This is a genomic window from Paenibacillus sp. GQ49 (genome assembly GCF_059759055.1).
This window is the reverse complement of sequence record NZ_JCAXEL010000015.1, coordinates 1-18,793: the sequence shown is the minus strand read 5'-3', so window position 1 is coordinate 18,793 and position 18,793 is coordinate 1. Positions and strand designations below refer to the sequence as shown.

Below are 18,793 nucleotides of genomic sequence, written 5' to 3'. Positions count from 1 at the left end.
GCCTCTCTCCTAAGTGGAAAGTGGCTGCATGAAATTCACCCTGTGTTATCCTGATGTATAGATCTCAGAATAGGTTCACTTCTGCGTTACTCATCGGGTTCTCGATTTTCACGTTTCAAACGACGATAATCTCCTGGTGTAATACCCGTTACCCGCTTAAATACACGTCCCAACGTAATTCCATTTGCATACCCAACCTTCAGGGCAATATCCTGCAAAGAGTAGTCGGTAGTGAGCAGAAGCTGCTCCGTCTCCTTCATGCGAAGCTCTGTAACAAAATCAACAAACTTCATGTTGAATTCTGTCTTGAACAAATAACTCGCATGTTTGCCCGTAATCTGGAATCGGTCGCTCAGATGTTTCAATGAAAGATCAGGATTCGCAAACTGTTCCTCGATATAATTTTTCATTTCGTTAACCATGGCTTTGTAACTCTTGGTTTCCGTTACCGCTACATACGTTCTGAACAAGTCCGTCAGACCATCAAACAAAAGACTTTTCACATCCGTAAGCGTCTCTGCCTCTTCCACAGTACTCAACCATCTGTTGATGTTTTCTTCGGACAGCTCTTCCTGGAGTCCTTCCGACATCATGGCCACCTCTCGGCTAAGCATCTGTAACATGGCCTGAATCAGAGAACGAATCTCATCATCCGGCAGTTTGTTCTGTTCAAACGCTGTAAAGATCTCCTCCAACTGTTCCCGCCACTGTCCACTCGACATCCGGAATCGCTTAACAAAGTCCGCAATCATCTGCAGATAGGTATAGGTATCCAGCAAAGGATGCTGTGTTTCACCGCAGTCCGCTAGGCCGACATCTCCATTCATCAACAGTTTACGTTGCATTACCGCTTCTGCGGCTGCATAGGAATCTCGTATTGAACCGATTCCCTGAGCAATAGGTCCAATGCCAAAGCTTAAGGAAATGCGTAGATTTTGTTCTACCCAAGATTTGCATTCCTCAGCTACAACACGAATCTGCCCAGACATATCCAAGTTGTTATCATTCTGTTCTTTCAACACAAAAAGGATTGCAATTCGATCCACACTAATCCATTCCGTCCAGCATTGGACTCCCGTATTACGTGACAGCTCTTGCAAAACGTTCATCAAGGCAAACTTCAGCGTATTTTGTTCACCTCTCGTGTACCTCTCCTGAAATCCCTTCTCATAACGGTTAATCTCTCCAACAACAACGACAAAACGCGACGAGTCATGCACATCATTCAGTGGAGAGAGCTCCTTTAATTGCTCTGCTGCATTTTCTATATGTTCACCATGCAACAGGGCATTGAACAACTTGCTGCGCTGCATGAGTACATTTTCCCTGCTTTTTTTGTCATAATCCATCATATGATTAATCAGATTCTCAAGCACACCGTCAATCATCTTCATCTCATCCGTGCGAGCACCTGAGTGTTCAAACGCCCGAATCTGATGAGACTCAATCCGGTTCATGATGATCTGAATGGGCTTATAGTTACGGCGAGTAATATACACGATATATACAATTGCACAGATAACAGTCACAATAGCAATGATTACCCATACATAAGATATAACAGATACCCAGCCAAATAAGTTGCCGGCCTTAATTCCACTGGATACTGTCCAGCCCAGTCTTTCTAGCGATAGCCTATTCAGTTCCTGACCGTCTATCGAGCCCTCTTGGTCCGAGTGTGCATTATACACAACCTTACCGTCCCGATCCGTAATCGTCAGGAATGAGAGCTGACCATTAACCATACTATCTACACTCTGTTCAATGCTGCTCATCTTGATATTAATGACCAATGTGCCCTGTGAGCCAAAAGGCAAAGGCATGTCCTTGTTCACGGTTAATACGCGAATAGGGGTACGTTGAACAGAGTCCGCATCGAATTCCCGGACCGGCTGCCAGCCTGAACCGATAGACCCGCTACCCATCTGATCAATCCATGCCTTATCCGAGAAACCTTCCGCTTCTCTGGAACCACTTATGGTCAGAACATGTTTATTTCGCTTGTCATATAGATAGATGGATTGAATCCATGAGGACGAATTGGATAGCTCACGTAAATTCTGCGCGATTGCATACACCGTGTCCGAGCTGGTCAGGTTTGTGTTATTAAAATAGAGTTTGTATGCCTGCTGACTCTGTACCGTCTCCAGGATGGATAGTTCAATATCCCTGATTGTGCGATCCACCGTGTCGATCATATAACTGGAGGAGATCCGGTCTGCTTTTTTTGTTTCTTCTTTAGAGATGTCATTGATGAATACAAACGCAATGAAAATGAGTATGGTCACCGTAAGAAAAAAAATTGGGAAATACGAAAACAATAACCGGTAGTACCAATTACGAGACAATAGACCCCACTCCTCACTCCACGATGCCAATGTTCTCAGCCGTGGTTCTACTGTTCAGCATCCATCTCACCTTAGAGGTTGAATACTATATGATAACGCTATCATAACTGATTTTATGTTATTATAGCACAAGCCTCTGAGCAGCAAAGCAAGAATTGAATTCTAAGAGCCAAAACAAAAAAACCGTGCTGAGCAGACAACAACTCAGACACGGGACAGTTTATCTGGCAGCACACCGTTATATCCTCGATGCTCTAAATGCCAGAATCCTTAAACAATGTGGCCATGGAGCCACCATCCACAATAATGCGTACGGCGCGGGCCAGCATTGGTGCAACAGGTAACACTTTGAAGCATTCAGGATGGTCATCTGGCAGTGCGATCGAGTCCGTAACGACCACCTCTTCAATTGACGGGTGATTCAATTTACTCACTGCCCCATCGGAGAACAATCCGTGTGTTGCACATACATATACATTTTTGGAGCCACGTTCCTTCAACCCTTCCACAACATTCAGAATGGTTGTTCCGGTGTCGATCAGATCCTCAATAATAATAGGTGTCCGTCCTTCTACATCACCAATGACATGGGTAATCACCGATTCATTATGGCTTGGACGTTTCTTGATCATAATGGCAAATGGAGAATCCAGACGGTTCGCCAGCTTCTCTGCCATCGATGCTCGTCCCGCATCCGGGGAGACGACAACAGGGTTCTCGATTCCTTTGCTTAACAAATAATCACTAATCAGATCCAGTGATGTCATATGGTCAACCGGAATGTTGAAGAATCCCTGAATGGCCGCTGCGTGCAGGTCGATCGTTACCACTCGATTGGCGCCAGCCGTAGTTAATACATCTGCTACCATCTTGGCCGAGATCGGTTCCCTTGGTGCGGATTTACGCTCTTGTCGAGCATAGCCATAATACGGAACAATGATGTTCACAGTGCGCGCTGAAGCCCTCTTTGCGGCATCAATCATCACCAACAGCTCGACAAACAGCTCATTGATCGGATGAGACAACGACTGTACCAGAAACACATCACAATTACGGATTGTTTCTTCATAATGAACGTATATTTCTCCGCTCTTGAACCTGGACAGCTTGATCTTGCCCAGTTGTACACCCAGCTTGTCACATACCTGTTCTGCCAGCTTAGGGTTCGATGAACCGGAAAAAATACGTAACGAATGCTGCATAATGCCCTCCCGAGGGTTGAAGTCCCTATATAATCCCTTAGCTAAAAGGTTATTTCCCTCATTATACTCCACTGGCTTATACATTTAAAGGAATGAACGAGCGATGACGGCCTTCAAAAACAGCGACTTCCGTACAGCCCAACTCATGTAAAAGTGCTTCAGCTTCAGGCAAATAATCCCCCAGCTTCAGTGGGTCATGTGCATCAGAGCCCATGGTTAATGGAATACCCAAGCGAATGGCTTCCGTCAGCATTCTGCGACTAGGGAACATCTCGGCACAAGGCTTCGATAACCCGGAAGCATTCAGCTCCATGGCGCAGCCACTTTTGGCAATAGCCTGCAGCGCTGCGTTCTCCAGTGAGATACGTTCTTCTGTCTGCTCTGTTGAAGGAACAAAGCCAAACCGTTTAATGACATCCGTATGGCCCATAATATCGTACATGCCCGTGGCGGCTGCCTTGCTTACGGCATCGTAGTACTGACGATATACTTCAAGGATGTCTTTGCCCTCCCAGTGATGGGTCTGGCGGAAATCCGTAATGTCCCATTCCCCGAGAAAATGCACAGAACCAATCACATAATCCCATGGATAACGCTCAATGATTGCACGGATCTCTGTTTCCCAGCCTTCAATATAGTCACCTTCCAGACCAACACGTACGTCAATCTGACCACGGTAACGTTCTTTCAGGGAGAAACACTCCTCTACGTAACGTGGCAGTTCATCCATAGGCATCGCCATTTCCGGATAATATTGAGCCGGATCGACATGCAACAATGGCATGTGATCGGACAATCCAATCTGGGATAGTCCGATCTCCACACCACGTTGCACGTACTCTTCCAGTTTGCCAATGGCATGTCCACACCGCTCATGGTGTGTATGATAGTCTATACGCACGAACTCGCCCCCTAATCGCGGCGAGGCCGTTCATGACGGCGGCTCAGTTCTGACATAATGTCGTCCAGCGGCAGCTTGCGCTCTTGTAACAGGACGAGCAGGTGATACATCAGGTCACTGACTTCCAGACGAAGCTCGTCATTATCTTTATTTTTGGCGGCGATGATCGTCTCGGACGCTTCTTCACCGATTTTTTTCAGTATTTTGTCTACACCTTTATCAAACAGATACGTTGTATATGCACCCTCAGGACGCTCACGTTCACGCTCTGCAATAACGGACTCCAGTTCAGCCAATACCTCAAAGCGACTTTCGGAACCGGAATTTGCAGAAGCAGATGCCTCACCCGTTTCATCCGAAGCCTTGTCTGCCGATTTCTCTGGCAAACCAATGATTTCATTATGGAAACAAGTTACCGCCCCTGTATGGCAAGCCGGACCGTTCGGTTTCACCTCAACCAACAAGGTATCACCGTCACAATCATATTTTAGGGAAGTAATCGTCTGCACGTTGCCAGATGTTGCCCCTTTATGCCACAACTCCTGACGCGAGCGTGACCAGAACCACGTCTCACCGGATTCCAGCGACAACTTCAGAGATTCGCGATTCATATAAGCCATCATTAAGACTTCCCGAGTATCCACATCCTGCACAATGGCAGGAACCAATCCGTCACTCCAACGAATGTGTTCCACAACCTGTTCCAAGGACAACTGTTCCTTGATTTCATCGCTCACTTTAGTCACGGATCTCCACCCCTTGTTCTCTCAAATGTTGTTTTAACGCCGGTACGGCGATTTCTTTGTAATGGAAAATCGTTGCGGCCAGACCTGCGTCCGCTTTGCCTGTGGTGAATACATCATAGAAATGAGACTCCTTGCCCGCACCGCCCGATGCGATGACTGGAATACGCACAGATTCGGATACTGCTGCCGTCAGCTTCAGATCGAAACCGTCTTTTGTTCCGTCCGCGTCCATACTTGTGAGAAGAATCTCCCCCGCGCCCAAGCTCTCAGCCTGTTTAACCCATTCCAACGCCTTGATCCCGGAGGGTTTCCGTCCACCATGTGTATAGACCTCCCACTCGCCCCAAGCTTCGTTATACTTGGCATCGATCGCTACCACGATACACTGCGAGCCAAAGCGACGTGCACCATCTGCGATCAACTGCGGATTAAGTACCGCGGCTGTATTCACTGCAATTTTATCCGCTCCTGCACGAAGAATCCGCTTCATGTCCTCCACCTTGGAGATGCCACCACCTACCGTAAAGGGGATAGCGATCTCGCCAGCCGTCTGCCGCACGACTTCTTCCATCGTTTCACGACCTTCTACCGAAGCGGAGATATCGAGAAATACCAATTCGTCCGCGCCCTCGCGGTCATATAGCGCCGCCAGCTCTACCGGATCACCCGCATCGCGGAGATTGACGAAGTTGACGCCTTTGACGACCCGGCCGTCCTTCACGTCCAGACAGGGGATGATTCTTTTTGCCAGCATGCTACCTCTTCCTCTCTATCCGAATATCCCTTACTTATTGACCGCACGTACAGCTTCAGACAGATCGATGCTTCCCGTATACAGTGCTTTACCCACAATTGCTCCACCAACACCATCATCCGCGTGGCGACTTAGACGAAGCAGATCATCCATTACACTCACACCGCCGGAAGCAATAACCGTCCGTCCGCTTGCCTTGGCTAGAGATACGATTGCTTCCACATTAGGACCCTGCATCATGCCATCACGGGAAATATCCGTAAAGATAAACGTTTCTGCCCCATACGCCGCCAATTCCTTCGCGAGTACCTCTGCCTGTACTTCCGATGTTTCAAGCCATCCGCGGGTTGCCACGTAACCATTACGAGCGTCGATGCCAATTGCCACTTTGTCGCCGTAACGTCCCAGTACTTCCTCTGTAAAAGCACGATCCTCAATTGCTGCTGTTCCAATGATCAGCCGGCTAACACCCAGACCCAGCAAACGTTCTACATCCGCTACTGTACGAAGTCCGCCGCCCACCTGAACAGGTACGTTCACAGCCGAGGCAATCCGCCCGATCAGCTCATCGTTAACAGGATGACCTGCTTTCGCACCATCCAGATCCACCAGATGAACGTATGTACCGCCTTGCTTCTCCCAGGATAGAGCTACTTGAACCGGTTCATCGTTATACACGGTCTCCTGATTATAATCTCCCTGCACCAGTCTTACACATTTGCCGTCCCGGATATCAATCGCCGGATATAGGATAAAAGATGACATACAAGGCCTCCTGAATATGAATTAGATTTGTACGCTTTCTATAGTTAAGAAGAGATGATGCTTTACCTTTGTACAGGCGCTCCTGTCAGAGCCAAAAAGTTGCCGAGCAGCTTCATACCAAGCTCTCCACTTTTCTCCGGGTGGAATTGCATACCGAAGTTGGATCCTCTGCCTACAATGGCTGTCACCGGATGTCCGTAATCCGTTACCGCCAGCAGATCGTCCCTCTTTTGAGTGAGCGCATGATAGGAATGAACAAAATAGACGTGTCCTGCCTCAAGCCCCGTAAAAAGCAGGTTTTCCGCGTGCAGGAACTCCAAACGGTTCCATCCCATATGAGGAACTTTCAGTTCTCCTGGTGCGAAACGCACCACTTTACCTGGCAAAATATCCAGTCCCTCATGTTCACCATGCTCTTCACTTGAGCTGAACAACAATTGCATGCCCAGACAGATACCGAGCAGTGGCTTAGACCCGGCAGCGGCTTCCTTCACCACCGTGTCCAGTCCACTCTCCCGCAGATGAACCATCGCATCACCAAAAGCACCTACGCCTGGCAAAATGACACCATCTGCGCCAAGAATCTCTTCCCGGTCACCCGTGACCAGCGCTTCGTAGCCAAGACGTTCGACCGCTTTGCCGACGCTGTGCAGGTTACCCATACCGTAATCGACAATTGCAATCGCCATCGTCTACAGCACTCCCTTCGTGGAAGGGACACCCGTTACACGTGGATCAATCATCGTAGCTTCATCCAGTGCACGTCCCAATGCCTTAAAGATCGCTTCAATCATGTGGTGGGTGTTCTGACCATAGTGTACAATGACATGCAATGTAATCCGAGCTTCCAATGCCAATTTCCACAGGAATTCATGTACCAGTTCCGTGGAGAAACTGCCTACCTGTTGGGAAGGGTATTCTGCACGGTATTCAAAGTGAGGTCGGTTACTCACGTCAATAATGACCTGAGCAAGTGCCTCGTCCATCGGTACAAAAACACTGGCGTAACGCTTAATACCGCGTTTATCGCCCAACGCTTCTCGCAACGTCTGTCCCAGACAGATTCCGATGTCTTCAACCGTGTGATGATCGTCGATGTCGATATCTCCGCGAGCCTGCACGTTCAGGTCGAATTGTCCGTGCTTGGTGAACAGATCCAGCATATGGTTCAGGAAAGGTACATCCGTTTCAATCGTGGATTGTCCTGTGCCATCTACAGTAAAGGCCAATTGGATATTGGTCTCATTAGTTTTGCGGTCCACCTCTGCTTGGCGCACTGCACCTTTGTTTTCAAGTTCCACACCATTATTTTGCTTATCCATTGTCCGATTCCGCCTTTCCTTCCTGTTCTAACCGTACAGCAATTGCACGGGCATGCCCTTCAAGACCCTCATGGCGGGCCAACTCTATAATAGCCGCTCCGTTCTTCAGCAGCGCTTCTTTACTATAATAGATCAGACTCGATTTCTTGATAAAATCATCCACGTCCACTGGTGAACTGAATCGCGCAGTTCCATTGGTCGGAATAATGTGATTGGGTCCGGCAAAATAATCTCCTACCGGCTCCGAGCTGTACGGGCCGAGGAAGATCGCACCGGCATTCTCGATCCGGCCAGCGTATGCCATCGGCTCCTGCACCATGATCTCCAGATGCTCCGGTGCAAGCCGGTTCACCACGTCGATTCCTTCATCGATGGAATCGACCACAATAATCGCGCCATACTGCTCCACGGAAGCAGCAGCGATATCACGCCGCGGCAGCACTTCAAGCTGCCGCTGCACTTCGCCCTGCACGGCTTCCGCCAGCGTGGTCGAATTCGTGACGAGAATGGCCGATGCCATCTCGTCATGTTCCGCCTGCGACAACAGGTCGGCGGCGACATACACTGGATTCGCCGTATCATCGGCGAGCACCACAATCTCACTCGGCCCGGCGATACTATCGATATCGACCGCACCGTACACCTCGCGCTTCGCGAGCGCCACGTAAATATTGCCCGGTCCACAGATCTTGTCGACCGGGGCAATACTCTCCGTGCCGTAAGCCAGGGCGGCGATAGCTTGAGCGCCGCCAACCCGGTACATCTCGCTCACGCCTGCTTCCGCAGCAGCAACGAGAATGTACGGGTTAATACCTTCGCCACCGTTCGTTGACGGCGGCGTCACAAGAACAATCTCCGGCACGCCTGCCACCTGTGCCGGAATCACATTCATCAGCACAGACGATGGATACGCTGCTTTGCCGCCAGGTACATAGACTCCGACCCGCTTCAGCGGTCGGATGACCTGGCCCAGCAGGCTGCCGTCCGGCTGCCAATCCATCCACGAGTTGCGTTTCTGTTTCTCGTGAAACGCACGAATGTTGGCGGCGGCTTGCCGAATCGCCGTCACAAAGGATGGCTCCACGGCTGCATAAGCCGCCTGCAGCTCTTCCTGCGGCACGCGTAGCTCCGCTGCCGTCAGCTTTGTGCGGTCCAGCTGCTCCGTGTAACGCAGCAGTGCCGCATCACCCTCACGGCGAATGTCGCTGACAATACGTCGTACCGTTTCATTTTGCTCCGGCGTGCCATACTCCACTTCCCGCTTCAGATCAAACTCCCGTGCAGGTACAATTTTCATACGTACAACCTCCTCATCCTCTGTAATACCTGCCTTCTTGTGGCCGATTTGCTTCTTTATTTTGTCTCTTACTCTTACTTTTACTTTTGCTTTACATGTTTCTCATCTATGTTTCCGAAGCAGTAATTCATCCCCGAAGGCTTCCCGCCGAAATTTCATTCGATGCCGGAATGACCTGCTGAAGTGCATCACACAAAGCCTGGATTCGTGCATTTTTCATCCGATAACTTACCCGATTGGCGATAAGACGGCTGGTGATGTTCAGAATGCCTGTCATCTCCACCAATCCGTTCTCGCGCAGCGTCTGACCTGTCTCCACCAGATCGACGATCCGGTCTGCCAGACCAATCAAAGGCGCAAGCTCAATGGAACCATTCAGCTTGATCACCTCAACCTGCTGCCCCTGCTCCCGGAAATACTGTGAAGCAATCCTCGGGTACTTCGTTGCAACACGTTGCTGGATGCCCGGCTTCCAGTCGGGAAGTCCGATCACAGACATACGACACTGGGCGATTCCCAGATTCAACAGTTCGTACACGTCCCGATCTTCCTCCAGCAGCACATCTTTACCAACAATTCCGATATCGGCAACACCGTACTCCACATACGTTGGAACATCTACTGGCTTCGCCATAATGAATTCCATTCCCGCTTCCGGTACTTCAATGACCAATCTGCGTGTATCGTCCACGTCTTCTGGAATATCCAGCCCCGCTTCACGGAACAATTTGGAGGCTTTTTTATAGATTCGGCCCTTCGGCATGGCCACCTTCAGAATATCCGACATCTCAGCGTCCTCCTTCTTCAGATCCGTAAGTAATAACCTGCTCAGCCTGATCGGTTCTTGCTTCACCCGATAGGGCACTCGCCTCAGCCCCGTCTTCAGGAAGAAGGAGAGTCACTACATTTTGTCCCATACTGCGTAATCTTGACGCTTCTGTTAATGCCTCAGCCCGACGTTTCGAGGTATATTGGATAAGTACCGGTTTTTTCTCCTCAATGGTAATGCCATGAACACCATCAATAATCCGGTTCGTTTTCAGTGCAAATCCTGTAGCTGGCAGCGAACGCCCGAATTGTTGTAACAGATTGTCATACCGCCCGCCACTACATACCGGAGACCCCAGTTCTGCCGCATACCCTTCAAACGTCATGCCCGTATAATAGGAGAAATCACCGATCATCGTCAGATCAATCAGCACATGCTCGGATACACCGTACGCTTCCAACACTTCGAATACGGCACACAGATGTGCAATCGATTGAGCTGCTTCAGCGCTTGAACTTAGCTCTACCGCATGTGTACATACTTCCTTGCCACCGCGCAGACGCAAGATTGCTTCAAGCTGTTCTTTCAACTTCGGCTCCAGGTTCAATGCTTCAATCGACTGGCGATAGCCGACATAATCACGTCCGAGCAGCCCTTCCTTCAATTGCTCCTGCTCCGCTGTCTGGCCTGGAATCACTTCCTCCAGTAATCCGTTCAGGAATCCCATATGGCCCATCGCTATTTTAAAAGAAGACACACCCGCTGCCTGCAAAGAGGCAATCGCAAGCGCAACAACTTCTGCATCCGCCTCAGGTGAGTCGTCTCCAACCAGCTCCACGCCCGTCTGGAAAAATTCAGCCTCACGCCCAGCTTCCTCTTCAATAGAACGGAATACATTCGCATGATAGGATAAACGCAGCGGCAACTGCTCATCTTTGAGCATGGATGAGACTACACGTGCAATCGGAGCCGTTAGATCCGATCTGAGCACCAGCGTGGTTCCCCGGCTGTTTAGCAATTTAAACAATTTACGATCTGATGTAGAGCTTGCTACACCGACCGTATCGTAATATTCAATCGTTGGTGTAATGATCTGACGGTAACCCCAGCGTTCCATACATTCCAGTACATTGCGTTCAATCGTCCGCAGCTTGGATACTACATGTGGTGTATAGTCGCGGAATCCGGTCGGTTTTTCAAAACCTTTTGGTTTGGACATTGGTAATATTCACCCCGAGTCAGTAGTTTAAGAGTCGCACTCGTTCTATTTCAACAGGATTTATGTAGTGTAAATCCCCATTCTATCTTATAAATCTTGAATCACAGTATTATCGCATAAGCCTTCAAACTATTGGTTTAGTTCAATCTTTATCATGCTTCATTTCTCCAATAATACTTTCACATGGTAAAGTGCTAACAAACTAAAGGATATGGGATATGATAACATGAAATCCGCACTACCGTCAACAATACCAAAGCTTAATTGACCTTGGAACGACATATCGTTTTATATACACACTGTTACGCTTCCAATCGGTATTTATATACGAAAAAAGCTGCCATAAGCAGCTTTTTACTTCAACCCATCTTCATTCATTACTTTATTGACTCAATGCACACTACCCTGAGAAGAATCATCCGTGTTAAAGACAGTGTCTTCCGTAGAAGCTGCCGCGCGGGATAAATCACGTAGTGGATTACCTCCAACAAAAGCTCCTGGTGCAACGTCCTTATGTACGACAGCTCCAGCAGCCACAACGGCTCCGTCTCCTATAGTGACCCCGGGCAGAATCGTTGTGTTGGCACCAATCAGTACATTTTCCCCGATAATCACCTCACCGAGCCTGTACTCCTTAATGAGATACTCATGAGCGAGAATCGTTGTGTTGTAACCAATGACCGAGTTTTCGCCAACCGTTATTTTCTCCGGAAAAAACACATCCACCATCACCATCAGGCCAAAGGCCGTATGTTTTCCCACCTTCATACCGAGCATTCGGCGGTAAATCCAATTCTTCACCGATAGGATCGGACAATAGCGTGACAACTGGATCCAGATAAAATTACGAACGCCCTTCCACGGACTCACTGTCTTGTAGATATGCCAAAGTGCATTCTGGTCCTCTACCGGATAGCGGGTTACTTTTCTCATGAACGTCCCGTTTCAATACGGATGAGTTTCAACAAGTCTCTCATGTCATGCAACATATGGTCGGGTCCATATCCGTTCAGGATTGTTTCTCCTTTAAGAGACCATGCAACCCCCGCCGATAGAGCGCCCGCATTCTGTGCCGATTGGATATCCACCGGACTGTCACCCACCATTAACGTTTTAGCAGGATCTGCACCCAGTTCCGTCATGGCTTTCAGTACAGGTTCAGCGTGTGGCTTCGGATTCGTTACATCGGTCACTGTTACAATTGTCTTCATATATTTCAGTAGGTCAAAACGCTCCAGCACCTTTAATGTAGATGGACGAATTTTGGTTGTGACCACACCCATCACAATGCCAGCCTGATGCAACGCCTCTACTACCTCAATAACATGTGGAAAAGGTCTAACCATCGCTTCATGATGGATATCATTATAAGCACGGTAACCTTTCACGTACTCGGAGACTTCCTCCTGACCAGAGAAGGTACGCATTTGCTGCTCCAGTGTGCCACCCATATGTGGAATGATCTGTTCCCGAGTCCATGGAGCTGAATGCTCCCATCCTCCCATGACATGCTGGAATGAGCTGATGATCAACTCATTGGTATCAATAATCGTTCCGTCCAGATCAAACAATACCGTGTCAATCATGTTGCATTACTCCTTTTTATCATCAACTTGCTTGGATTCATCTTTGGCTGGAGGTGTTAACTTACTCTCTTTGCCAGCAACTGTTCCCGTATGCTCCATATCATCTGAGGTAACTTTGGACGATACAATCGGATCACTATAACGAACATCTGCTTTACCTGTCACTCTTCTCACCACAATGAATATAACAGCAACAATAATGATGCCAATCGCGAGTAGTTGTGAGATTCTTACGTTACCGTAAGCAGGGTCAAGATATCCTTGTTCGAAGCCCATTGCAGTCATTGGAGACCACAACCCGTTCACTAGTGAAGCAACCCACTGTGGAGCCTGGAAGCCCAGACTGTCCGTACGCAAAGCTTCAATAAAGAAGCGACCGATAGAGTACCAGATGAAATAAGACATGAACAGTTCAGCTGAACGCAGAAACTTCTGACGACGCAGAACCAGCAACAAGACCAGACCAACGAGACTCCACATCGATTCATACAAAAACGCAGGATGGCGGAATACCCCGTCTACGTTCATTTGATTCACAATAAAGTCCGGCAGATGGAGCTTGTCTCTCAAAAATGATTCTTCTACAGGACCGCCGTAGGCTTCCTGGTTTACAAAGTTCCCCCAGCGTCCGATCAACTGTCCAACGAGCAGTCCAGGCGCACAGATATCGGCCATACGCCAGAAGTTATACCCTTTACGACGGAAGAAAATAACTGCACAGATGATTGCACCAATAAGGGCACCATAAATGGCTATACCGCCATTCCATATTTTAAAGACATCCCAAAAATTATCCTTATAATCTTCCCACTTAAATGCTACGTAGTAGATGCGGGCACCAATAATGGCAGAAGGCACACCCAGCAGGACCATGTCCATGAACACTTCCTGTGGAATATTGTATCGTTTGCCCTCCCGGATCACGAGCAGCAGTCCTATAAGTGCAGCGGCACCAAGAATAAGCCCGTACCAGTGAACCTTTAACGCTCCAATAGAGAACGCAATCGGGTTCAACAGTAATAATGTATCCATTCATTCACACTCCTATTTATTCAATCAATCGCACGCATGACGAATGGTTGGCATACCCTGCGCCTTAAGAGAGCAGTACATGTCAACCATTTATCAGCATGTCCTTGTATAAAATATTCCTTAATCCATGTCTTCCATATCTTCCGAGATGGTTGCTGTCAGCTTGTTCGTGAATTGCAGTGCAGCATTCAGACCCATCTGTTTCAGACGATAGTTCATACCTGCCACTTCAATAATAACCGCCAAGTTCCGTCCCGGACGAACAGGGATCGTAACCAGAGGCACATCGGTATCAATGATACGTGTAGTCTCTTCATCCAGACCCAGACGATCATATTGTTTATCTTGCTGCCATGCTTCCAGACGTACAACCAAGGTAATCCGTTTGTTATTCCGAACCGCACCAGCTCCGAACAATGTCATGACGTTGATAATACCGACACCTCGAATTTCGAGCAAGTGGCGGATCAATTCAGGTGCAGTACCGTGCAGCTGAAAATCTGACGTTTGGCGGATTTCTACCGCATCATCGGCAATCAGTCGGTGTCCACGTTTCACCAGTTCAAGCGCTGTTTCACTCTTACCAATACCGCTGCTACCTGTGATCAGCATACCTACGCCATAGACATCACAAAGTACACCGTGAATGGTTGCTGTTGGTGCCAGTTTCTTCTCCAGGAATCCTGTAATCCGGCTGGATAGAATCGTTGTTGCCATATTGCTGCGAAGTACAGCCAGATTCTGTTCTTCACTGATATCAATCAGCTCTTGTGGAACTTCCAATCCACGCGTGACAACGATACAAGGCGTCTCTTCCGTACAAAGACGTTGCATACGATCCCGCCGCTCTTGCTCAGGTAACATTGCAAAGAAAGCTAACTCCGTTCTTCCGAGTAGCTGTACCCGTTCTTGTGGATGGTATTCAAAATAACCGGCCATTTCCAGACCAGGACGGTTCAGATCATCTACCGTAATGACTCTTTTCAGTCCGTGAGATCCAGAAACAACCTCCAACTGAAATTGTTGCACCAGTTCAGATACTTTCACTTTTTTCGCCATTTGTCTCTTCCTTTCAGCATTAGCTGTCCCTCTATGTACATCAGATCGTGTATCAGTTATTTCCATTATTAGCGCATTCACAACATGGGGTACAGACTGCATACCCTTCCAACAGTCGATTCTCTCAAATATATGAGAAGACAGACCTTCAAATAATCTTAAATGAATTCCGGGATGAATGCAATCGCAGCCTCCGACAACCATTAGTAAGAAAAGTCTTCTGATCGAAGCGCCATCGAAATACTACATTCGTAGTTTAACGGTTGTTTTTCTTGCCATTATTAATCCTTCAGATCCGCCGAAACTTATAATTCCAATAATCTTAAAAAAGCCCCTTCCAGCAATAACGGAAGGGGCTCTCATTACAATGTATAATTGCGTTAACTGTCAGGTTCCATCGTCACCGAGGAATCCCAGTATTATTTGTCTTGAAGAAGTACGTTCACTTCAGTCTCTTTGTCAAAGATATGAACTTTGTTCATGTCGATGGCCATTTTAACTGTAGAACCATCACGAGTGTTAGAACGTCCGTCTACACGTGCGATCGTTGTATCATTACCAACACCGCTCAAGTAGAGGAGCATTTCGTGACCCAGGTTCTCTGTAACATCTACGTGTGTAGAGAATACAGAGTTCGGGGATGCTTCCAGGAATACTGGCTCTTCGTGAATGTCTTCTGGACGAACACCCAGAATCACTTCTTTGCCAATGTATCCTCTAGATTTCAGTACTTGTGCTTTACCTTGCGGGATTTCAACATCCACACCAGGAGCTATGAAATGCATGCTAGTACCTTGCTCAGCGAGTTTACCCGAGATAAAGTTCATTGTCGGGGAACCGATGAAACCAGCTACGAACAGGTTAGCCGGCAGGTTGTACAACTCTTCCGGAGAAGCTGCTTGTTGGATGATACCATCCTTCATAACAACGATCCGATCACCCATCGTCATCGCTTCGATCTGGTCATGCGTTACGTAGATAACAGTTGTTTCCAAACGTTTCGCAAGTTTAGTGATCTCAGCACGCATTTGACCACGCAGTTTGGCATCCAAGTTGGAGAGAGGCTCATCCATCAAGAATACTTGTGGATCACGGACAATCGCACGTCCCAAAGCGACACGTTGACGTTGACCACCGGACAATGCCTTAGGCTTACGCTCAAGCAAATGCTCGATATCCAGGATTTTAGCTGCTTCACGTACACGTTTGTCGATCTCATCTTTTTTAACCTTACGCAATTTCAAACCAAACGCCATGTTTTGATATACGCTCATATGCGGATACAAGGCATAGGATTGGAATACCATCGCGATATCGCGGTCTTTAGGTGCAACATCATTAACGACACGGTCACCGATATAGAGTTTACCTTCAGAAATTTCCTCAAGGCCTGCGATCATACGCAGTGTTGTTGATTTACCACAACCGGACGGACCTACCAGTACCAGAAATTCTTTATCTTTAATGTCCAGGTTAATGTCAACTACAGTTGCTTTATCAGAACCCGGGTATTTTTTGAAAATATGCTCTAAACGTACTCCAGCCATGATTGTTGCCTCCTCAGAGATCATTTTGTAATCGAATACAATTTGTATTTTTATAATACCCTATCTACGTGAGGTTTGACTATTCGCAAACTGCACAAAAATATCAATGCTTTTTCGTCACTTTGTACATTAGTAGTAAAAACTGCACTAGAACAGCACTTTCAAAGTGCCTCACATCATAGCCAATCTCCTGTTTGATCTTATCCAGACGGTATACCAACGTATTACGATGAATGAAAAGTCGTTTTGCTGTCTCGCTGACATTACAGTCCAGGCTAAAAAAGGTCTCCAGCGTAGCAAGTGTCTCACTGTCATTGAAGATTACCGTGTCTTTACCAGTTTCCTTTATAAAACGTATACGTTGGTCATCTGGAATGCTCGCTACCAACCGCTCCAGGTGAAGGTCCCATGGGAGATGAATATGCTGCGTAACATGGAATGCTCTCCCTAAGTGAACACTCTCTCTAAGAAGAGTTGTGACCGATACAAGTTGTTGCGCAGGAATGCATGGCAGAGATGCAGACAGATGGAACACCCCAGCCCACTCACTGGCAACCAATTCATGTAACCCCAGACAAAAAGCGTTCAGTGAATCCTTTTTGGCTTCCGTTGTATCTTCTTCGGCTTCTTCAGTAACAATTTCTTTATCACCCATGAAAATCCACTCTTGCTCCCCCAAAGGAATCAAGACAATCTCCTCGCCAAAGTAACTCTCAAGCAACTTGTTGAGTTCCTTGGACCGCAAACGATGTGCATCCGGTGTATCTCCTTGCAGCAAGAAGAGAATCTTCTCAGCATTTAATCCTGCAGGCGCCACAAAGCGATCAGGAACCGCTTCAGATTTCTGCTTGTTTGGTTCTTCGATCTGCTCTTTAAGCCAGAGACCCAATTCAGTCAAATACTGCTCCCTATCATTCTCATATACAACAGGTTGTGCCTCATCGGGTAGAGCCGTGTTAGTACGGATTACAAGCTCGATCAATTGTCGTGTTTCCAAGGTAATAGATCTTGCAGCGCATCCCCAACACACAACGGTCTCTTCTTTCTCAATCATTCGAACCTTAAAAAATATACGCTTTCCCGTATTCAAACTGATCACATCGGATGAACTTGGAGATGTAGATTGGTCAGATAACTCCCGACGCTCAACTTCATCACTAAAGGTCTCTGAATTCTCATGATGACCAATCAGATTTTCCACGGATTGCATCCATTCTTCTATTGTAATTTCATATTCGTCCAAAGTTGTGCCAATAATGACTTCAATTTGCTGTTTTAGATCAGGTATGAGCTTCATATAATGAACGTCACCACTCTGCATGTTTTCTACTAGTTTATCATATCTTGCCGAGTATTAATAAATATCCATATTGAGTTAAAATCACATAACAAAAAAGAGCGACTAATCAAATTAATGATTAATCACTCTTTTTATTAAAGATGAGTCATGAAGGGCTCGAACCTTCGACACCCTGATTAAAAGTCAGGTGCTCTACCAACTGAGCTAATGACTCATAAAACTGGTGGAGGATGATGGATTCGAACCACCGAACCCGTACGGGAGCAGATTTACAGTCTGATGCGTTTGGCCACTTCGCTAATCCTCCAGGGATTAAAGGTGGCTCGGGACGGAATCGAACCGCCGACACGAGGATTTTCAGTCCTCTGCTCTACCGACTGAGCTACCGAGCCATATTTAATTTTTAGGATTAATGGCGGAACCGACGGGATTCGAACCCGCGATCTCCTGCGTGACAGGCAGGCATGTTAGGCCAACTACACCACGGTTCCAGGCATTAATGGTGCCGGCGAGAGGACTTGAACCCCCAACCTACTGATTACAAGTCAGTTGCTCTACCAGTTGAGCTACACCGGCGTATATGGTGGAGGCTGAGGGGATCGAACCCCCGACCCTCTGCTTGTAAGGCAGATGCTCTCCCAGCTGAGCTAAGCCTCCTGGGTAATATGGTAGCGGCGGAGGGGATCGAACCCCCGACCTTACGGGTATGAACCGTACGCTCTAGCCAGCTGAGCTACACCGCCATATTAATTGTGTCTTGATTGCTTGTCCATCTTTAGGTAAAGATGGCGGAGAGAGAGGGATTCGAACCCTCGCACCGCTTACGCAGTCTAACCCCTTAGCAGAGGGTCCCCTTATAGCCACTTGGGTATCTCTCCAAATAACAATCATCAACATCATTCAAGGATTGCTCCCTGAAAACTAGATTCGAAACGAAACATGCGAA

17 protein-coding genes and 8 tRNA genes are annotated in these 18,793 nt (G+C 47.6%); all 25 read right to left on the bottom strand.

Going from position 1 to position 18,793, the window contains the following annotated elements:
- Nucleotides 1-86: 86 nt before the first annotated feature.
- Nucleotides 87-2,348 (bottom strand): helix-turn-helix domain-containing protein, encoded by a 2,262-nt coding sequence (locus tag AC6CIF_RS22330; protein WP_498201598.1) that lies wholly within the window; start codon nucleotides 2,346-2,348, stop codon nucleotides 87-89.
- A 254-nt stretch (nucleotides 2,349-2,602) separates the two neighbouring features.
- Nucleotides 2,603-3,550: a ribose-phosphate diphosphokinase gene (locus AC6CIF_RS22325; protein ID WP_036616184.1), complete on the bottom strand. Its 948-nt coding sequence runs from the start codon at nucleotides 3,548-3,550 to the stop codon at nucleotides 2,603-2,605.
- A 76-nt stretch (nucleotides 3,551-3,626) separates the two neighbouring features.
- Entirely contained in the window at nucleotides 3,627-4,451 is an 825-nt protein-coding gene (gene hisJ, locus AC6CIF_RS22320; protein WP_498201597.1) for a histidinol-phosphatase HisJ, read from the bottom strand.
- 11 nt (nucleotides 4,452-4,462) lie between these two features.
- Nucleotides 4,463-5,197, bottom strand: a complete 735-nt coding sequence (hisIE, locus tag AC6CIF_RS22315) for a bifunctional phosphoribosyl-AMP cyclohydrolase/phosphoribosyl-ATP diphosphatase HisIE (RefSeq protein ID WP_498201596.1) — start codon at nucleotides 5,195-5,197, stop codon at nucleotides 4,463-4,465.
- Nucleotides 5,190-5,951, bottom strand: coding sequence for an imidazole glycerol phosphate synthase subunit HisF (hisF, locus tag AC6CIF_RS22310; RefSeq protein ID WP_017691268.1), 762 nt, complete (start codon nucleotides 5,949-5,951; stop codon nucleotides 5,190-5,192). The genes hisIE and hisF overlap by 8 nt, the downstream gene beginning before the upstream one ends.
- A 30-nt stretch (nucleotides 5,952-5,981) precedes the next feature.
- Nucleotides 5,982-6,716, bottom strand: coding sequence for a 1-(5-phosphoribosyl)-5-[(5-phosphoribosylamino)methylideneamino]imidazole-4-carboxamide isomerase (gene hisA / locus AC6CIF_RS22305; RefSeq protein ID WP_498201595.1), 735 nt, complete (start codon nucleotides 6,714-6,716; stop codon nucleotides 5,982-5,984).
- Between the two features lie 62 nt (nucleotides 6,717-6,778).
- Nucleotides 6,779-7,405, bottom strand: coding sequence for an imidazole glycerol phosphate synthase subunit HisH (hisH, locus tag AC6CIF_RS22300; protein ID WP_498201594.1), 627 nt, complete (start codon nucleotides 7,403-7,405; stop codon nucleotides 6,779-6,781).
- Between the two features lie 3 nt (nucleotides 7,406-7,408).
- Nucleotides 7,409-8,038 (bottom strand): imidazoleglycerol-phosphate dehydratase HisB, encoded by a 630-nt coding sequence (hisB, locus tag AC6CIF_RS22295; protein ID WP_197997954.1) that lies wholly within the window; start codon nucleotides 8,036-8,038, stop codon nucleotides 7,409-7,411.
- Nucleotides 8,031-9,335: a histidinol dehydrogenase gene (hisD, locus tag AC6CIF_RS22290; RefSeq protein WP_498201593.1), complete on the bottom strand. Its 1,305-nt coding sequence runs from the start codon at nucleotides 9,333-9,335 to the stop codon at nucleotides 8,031-8,033. Before hisD ends, hisB begins: the two co-directional genes overlap by 8 nt.
- A gap of 127 nt (nucleotides 9,336-9,462) precedes the next feature.
- The gene (hisG, locus tag AC6CIF_RS22285; protein WP_498201592.1) at nucleotides 9,463-10,122 is read right to left on the bottom strand and encodes an ATP phosphoribosyltransferase; all 660 of its coding nucleotides are present in this window, start codon (nucleotides 10,120-10,122) and stop codon (nucleotides 9,463-9,465) included.
- A 1-nt stretch (nucleotide 10,123) separates the two neighbouring features.
- Nucleotides 10,124-11,323: an ATP phosphoribosyltransferase regulatory subunit gene (locus AC6CIF_RS22280; RefSeq protein WP_498201591.1), complete on the bottom strand. Its 1,200-nt coding sequence runs from the start codon at nucleotides 11,321-11,323 to the stop codon at nucleotides 10,124-10,126.
- A gap of 390 nt (nucleotides 11,324-11,713) precedes the next feature.
- Nucleotides 11,714-12,256, bottom strand: coding sequence for an acyltransferase (locus tag AC6CIF_RS22275; protein WP_498201590.1), 543 nt, complete (start codon nucleotides 12,254-12,256; stop codon nucleotides 11,714-11,716).
- Nucleotides 12,253-12,909, bottom strand: a complete 657-nt coding sequence (gene ppaX, locus AC6CIF_RS22270) for a pyrophosphatase PpaX (RefSeq protein WP_017691276.1) — start codon at nucleotides 12,907-12,909, stop codon at nucleotides 12,253-12,255. Before ppaX ends, AC6CIF_RS22275 begins: the two co-directional genes overlap by 4 nt.
- Nucleotides 12,910-12,915: 6 nt before the next feature.
- Nucleotides 12,916-13,941 (bottom strand): prolipoprotein diacylglyceryl transferase, encoded by a 1,026-nt coding sequence (gene lgt, locus AC6CIF_RS22265; protein WP_498201589.1) that lies wholly within the window; start codon nucleotides 13,939-13,941, stop codon nucleotides 12,916-12,918.
- A gap of 120 nt (nucleotides 13,942-14,061) precedes the next feature.
- The gene (gene hprK, locus AC6CIF_RS22260; RefSeq protein WP_017691278.1) at nucleotides 14,062-15,000 is read right to left on the bottom strand and encodes an HPr(Ser) kinase/phosphatase; all 939 of its coding nucleotides are present in this window, start codon (nucleotides 14,998-15,000) and stop codon (nucleotides 14,062-14,064) included.
- A gap of 419 nt (nucleotides 15,001-15,419) precedes the next feature.
- Nucleotides 15,420-16,547 carry an ABC transporter ATP-binding protein gene (locus AC6CIF_RS22255; RefSeq protein WP_017691279.1) on the bottom strand — a complete coding sequence of 376 codons (1,128 nt, stop codon included), beginning with the start codon at nucleotides 16,545-16,547 and terminating at the stop codon, nucleotides 15,420-15,422.
- 103 nt (nucleotides 16,548-16,650) lie between these two features.
- Nucleotides 16,651-17,844 carry a PucR family transcriptional regulator gene (locus AC6CIF_RS22250; RefSeq protein ID WP_498201588.1) on the bottom strand — a complete coding sequence of 398 codons (1,194 nt, stop codon included), beginning with the start codon at nucleotides 17,842-17,844 and terminating at the stop codon, nucleotides 16,651-16,653.
- 144 nt (nucleotides 17,845-17,988) lie between these two features.
- A tRNA-Lys gene (locus AC6CIF_RS22245) sits at nucleotides 17,989-18,061 on the bottom strand.
- A gap of 7 nt (nucleotides 18,062-18,068) precedes the next feature.
- Nucleotides 18,069-18,154, bottom strand: a tRNA-Tyr gene (locus tag AC6CIF_RS22240).
- 12 nt (nucleotides 18,155-18,166) lie between these two features.
- Nucleotides 18,167-18,239, bottom strand: a tRNA-Phe gene (locus AC6CIF_RS22235).
- A 21-nt stretch (nucleotides 18,240-18,260) separates the two neighbouring features.
- A tRNA-Asp gene (locus tag AC6CIF_RS22230) sits at nucleotides 18,261-18,338 on the bottom strand.
- Between the two features lie 9 nt (nucleotides 18,339-18,347).
- Nucleotides 18,348-18,423: transfer RNA gene (locus tag AC6CIF_RS22225), tRNA-Thr, on the bottom strand.
- A 5-nt stretch (nucleotides 18,424-18,428) separates the two neighbouring features.
- Nucleotides 18,429-18,504: transfer RNA gene (locus AC6CIF_RS22220), tRNA-Val, on the bottom strand.
- A gap of 9 nt (nucleotides 18,505-18,513) precedes the next feature.
- Nucleotides 18,514-18,590, bottom strand: a tRNA-Met gene (locus tag AC6CIF_RS22215).
- Between the two features lie 43 nt (nucleotides 18,591-18,633).
- Nucleotides 18,634-18,725: transfer RNA gene (locus AC6CIF_RS22210), tRNA-Ser, on the bottom strand.
- Nucleotides 18,726-18,793: the final 68 nt, after the last annotated feature.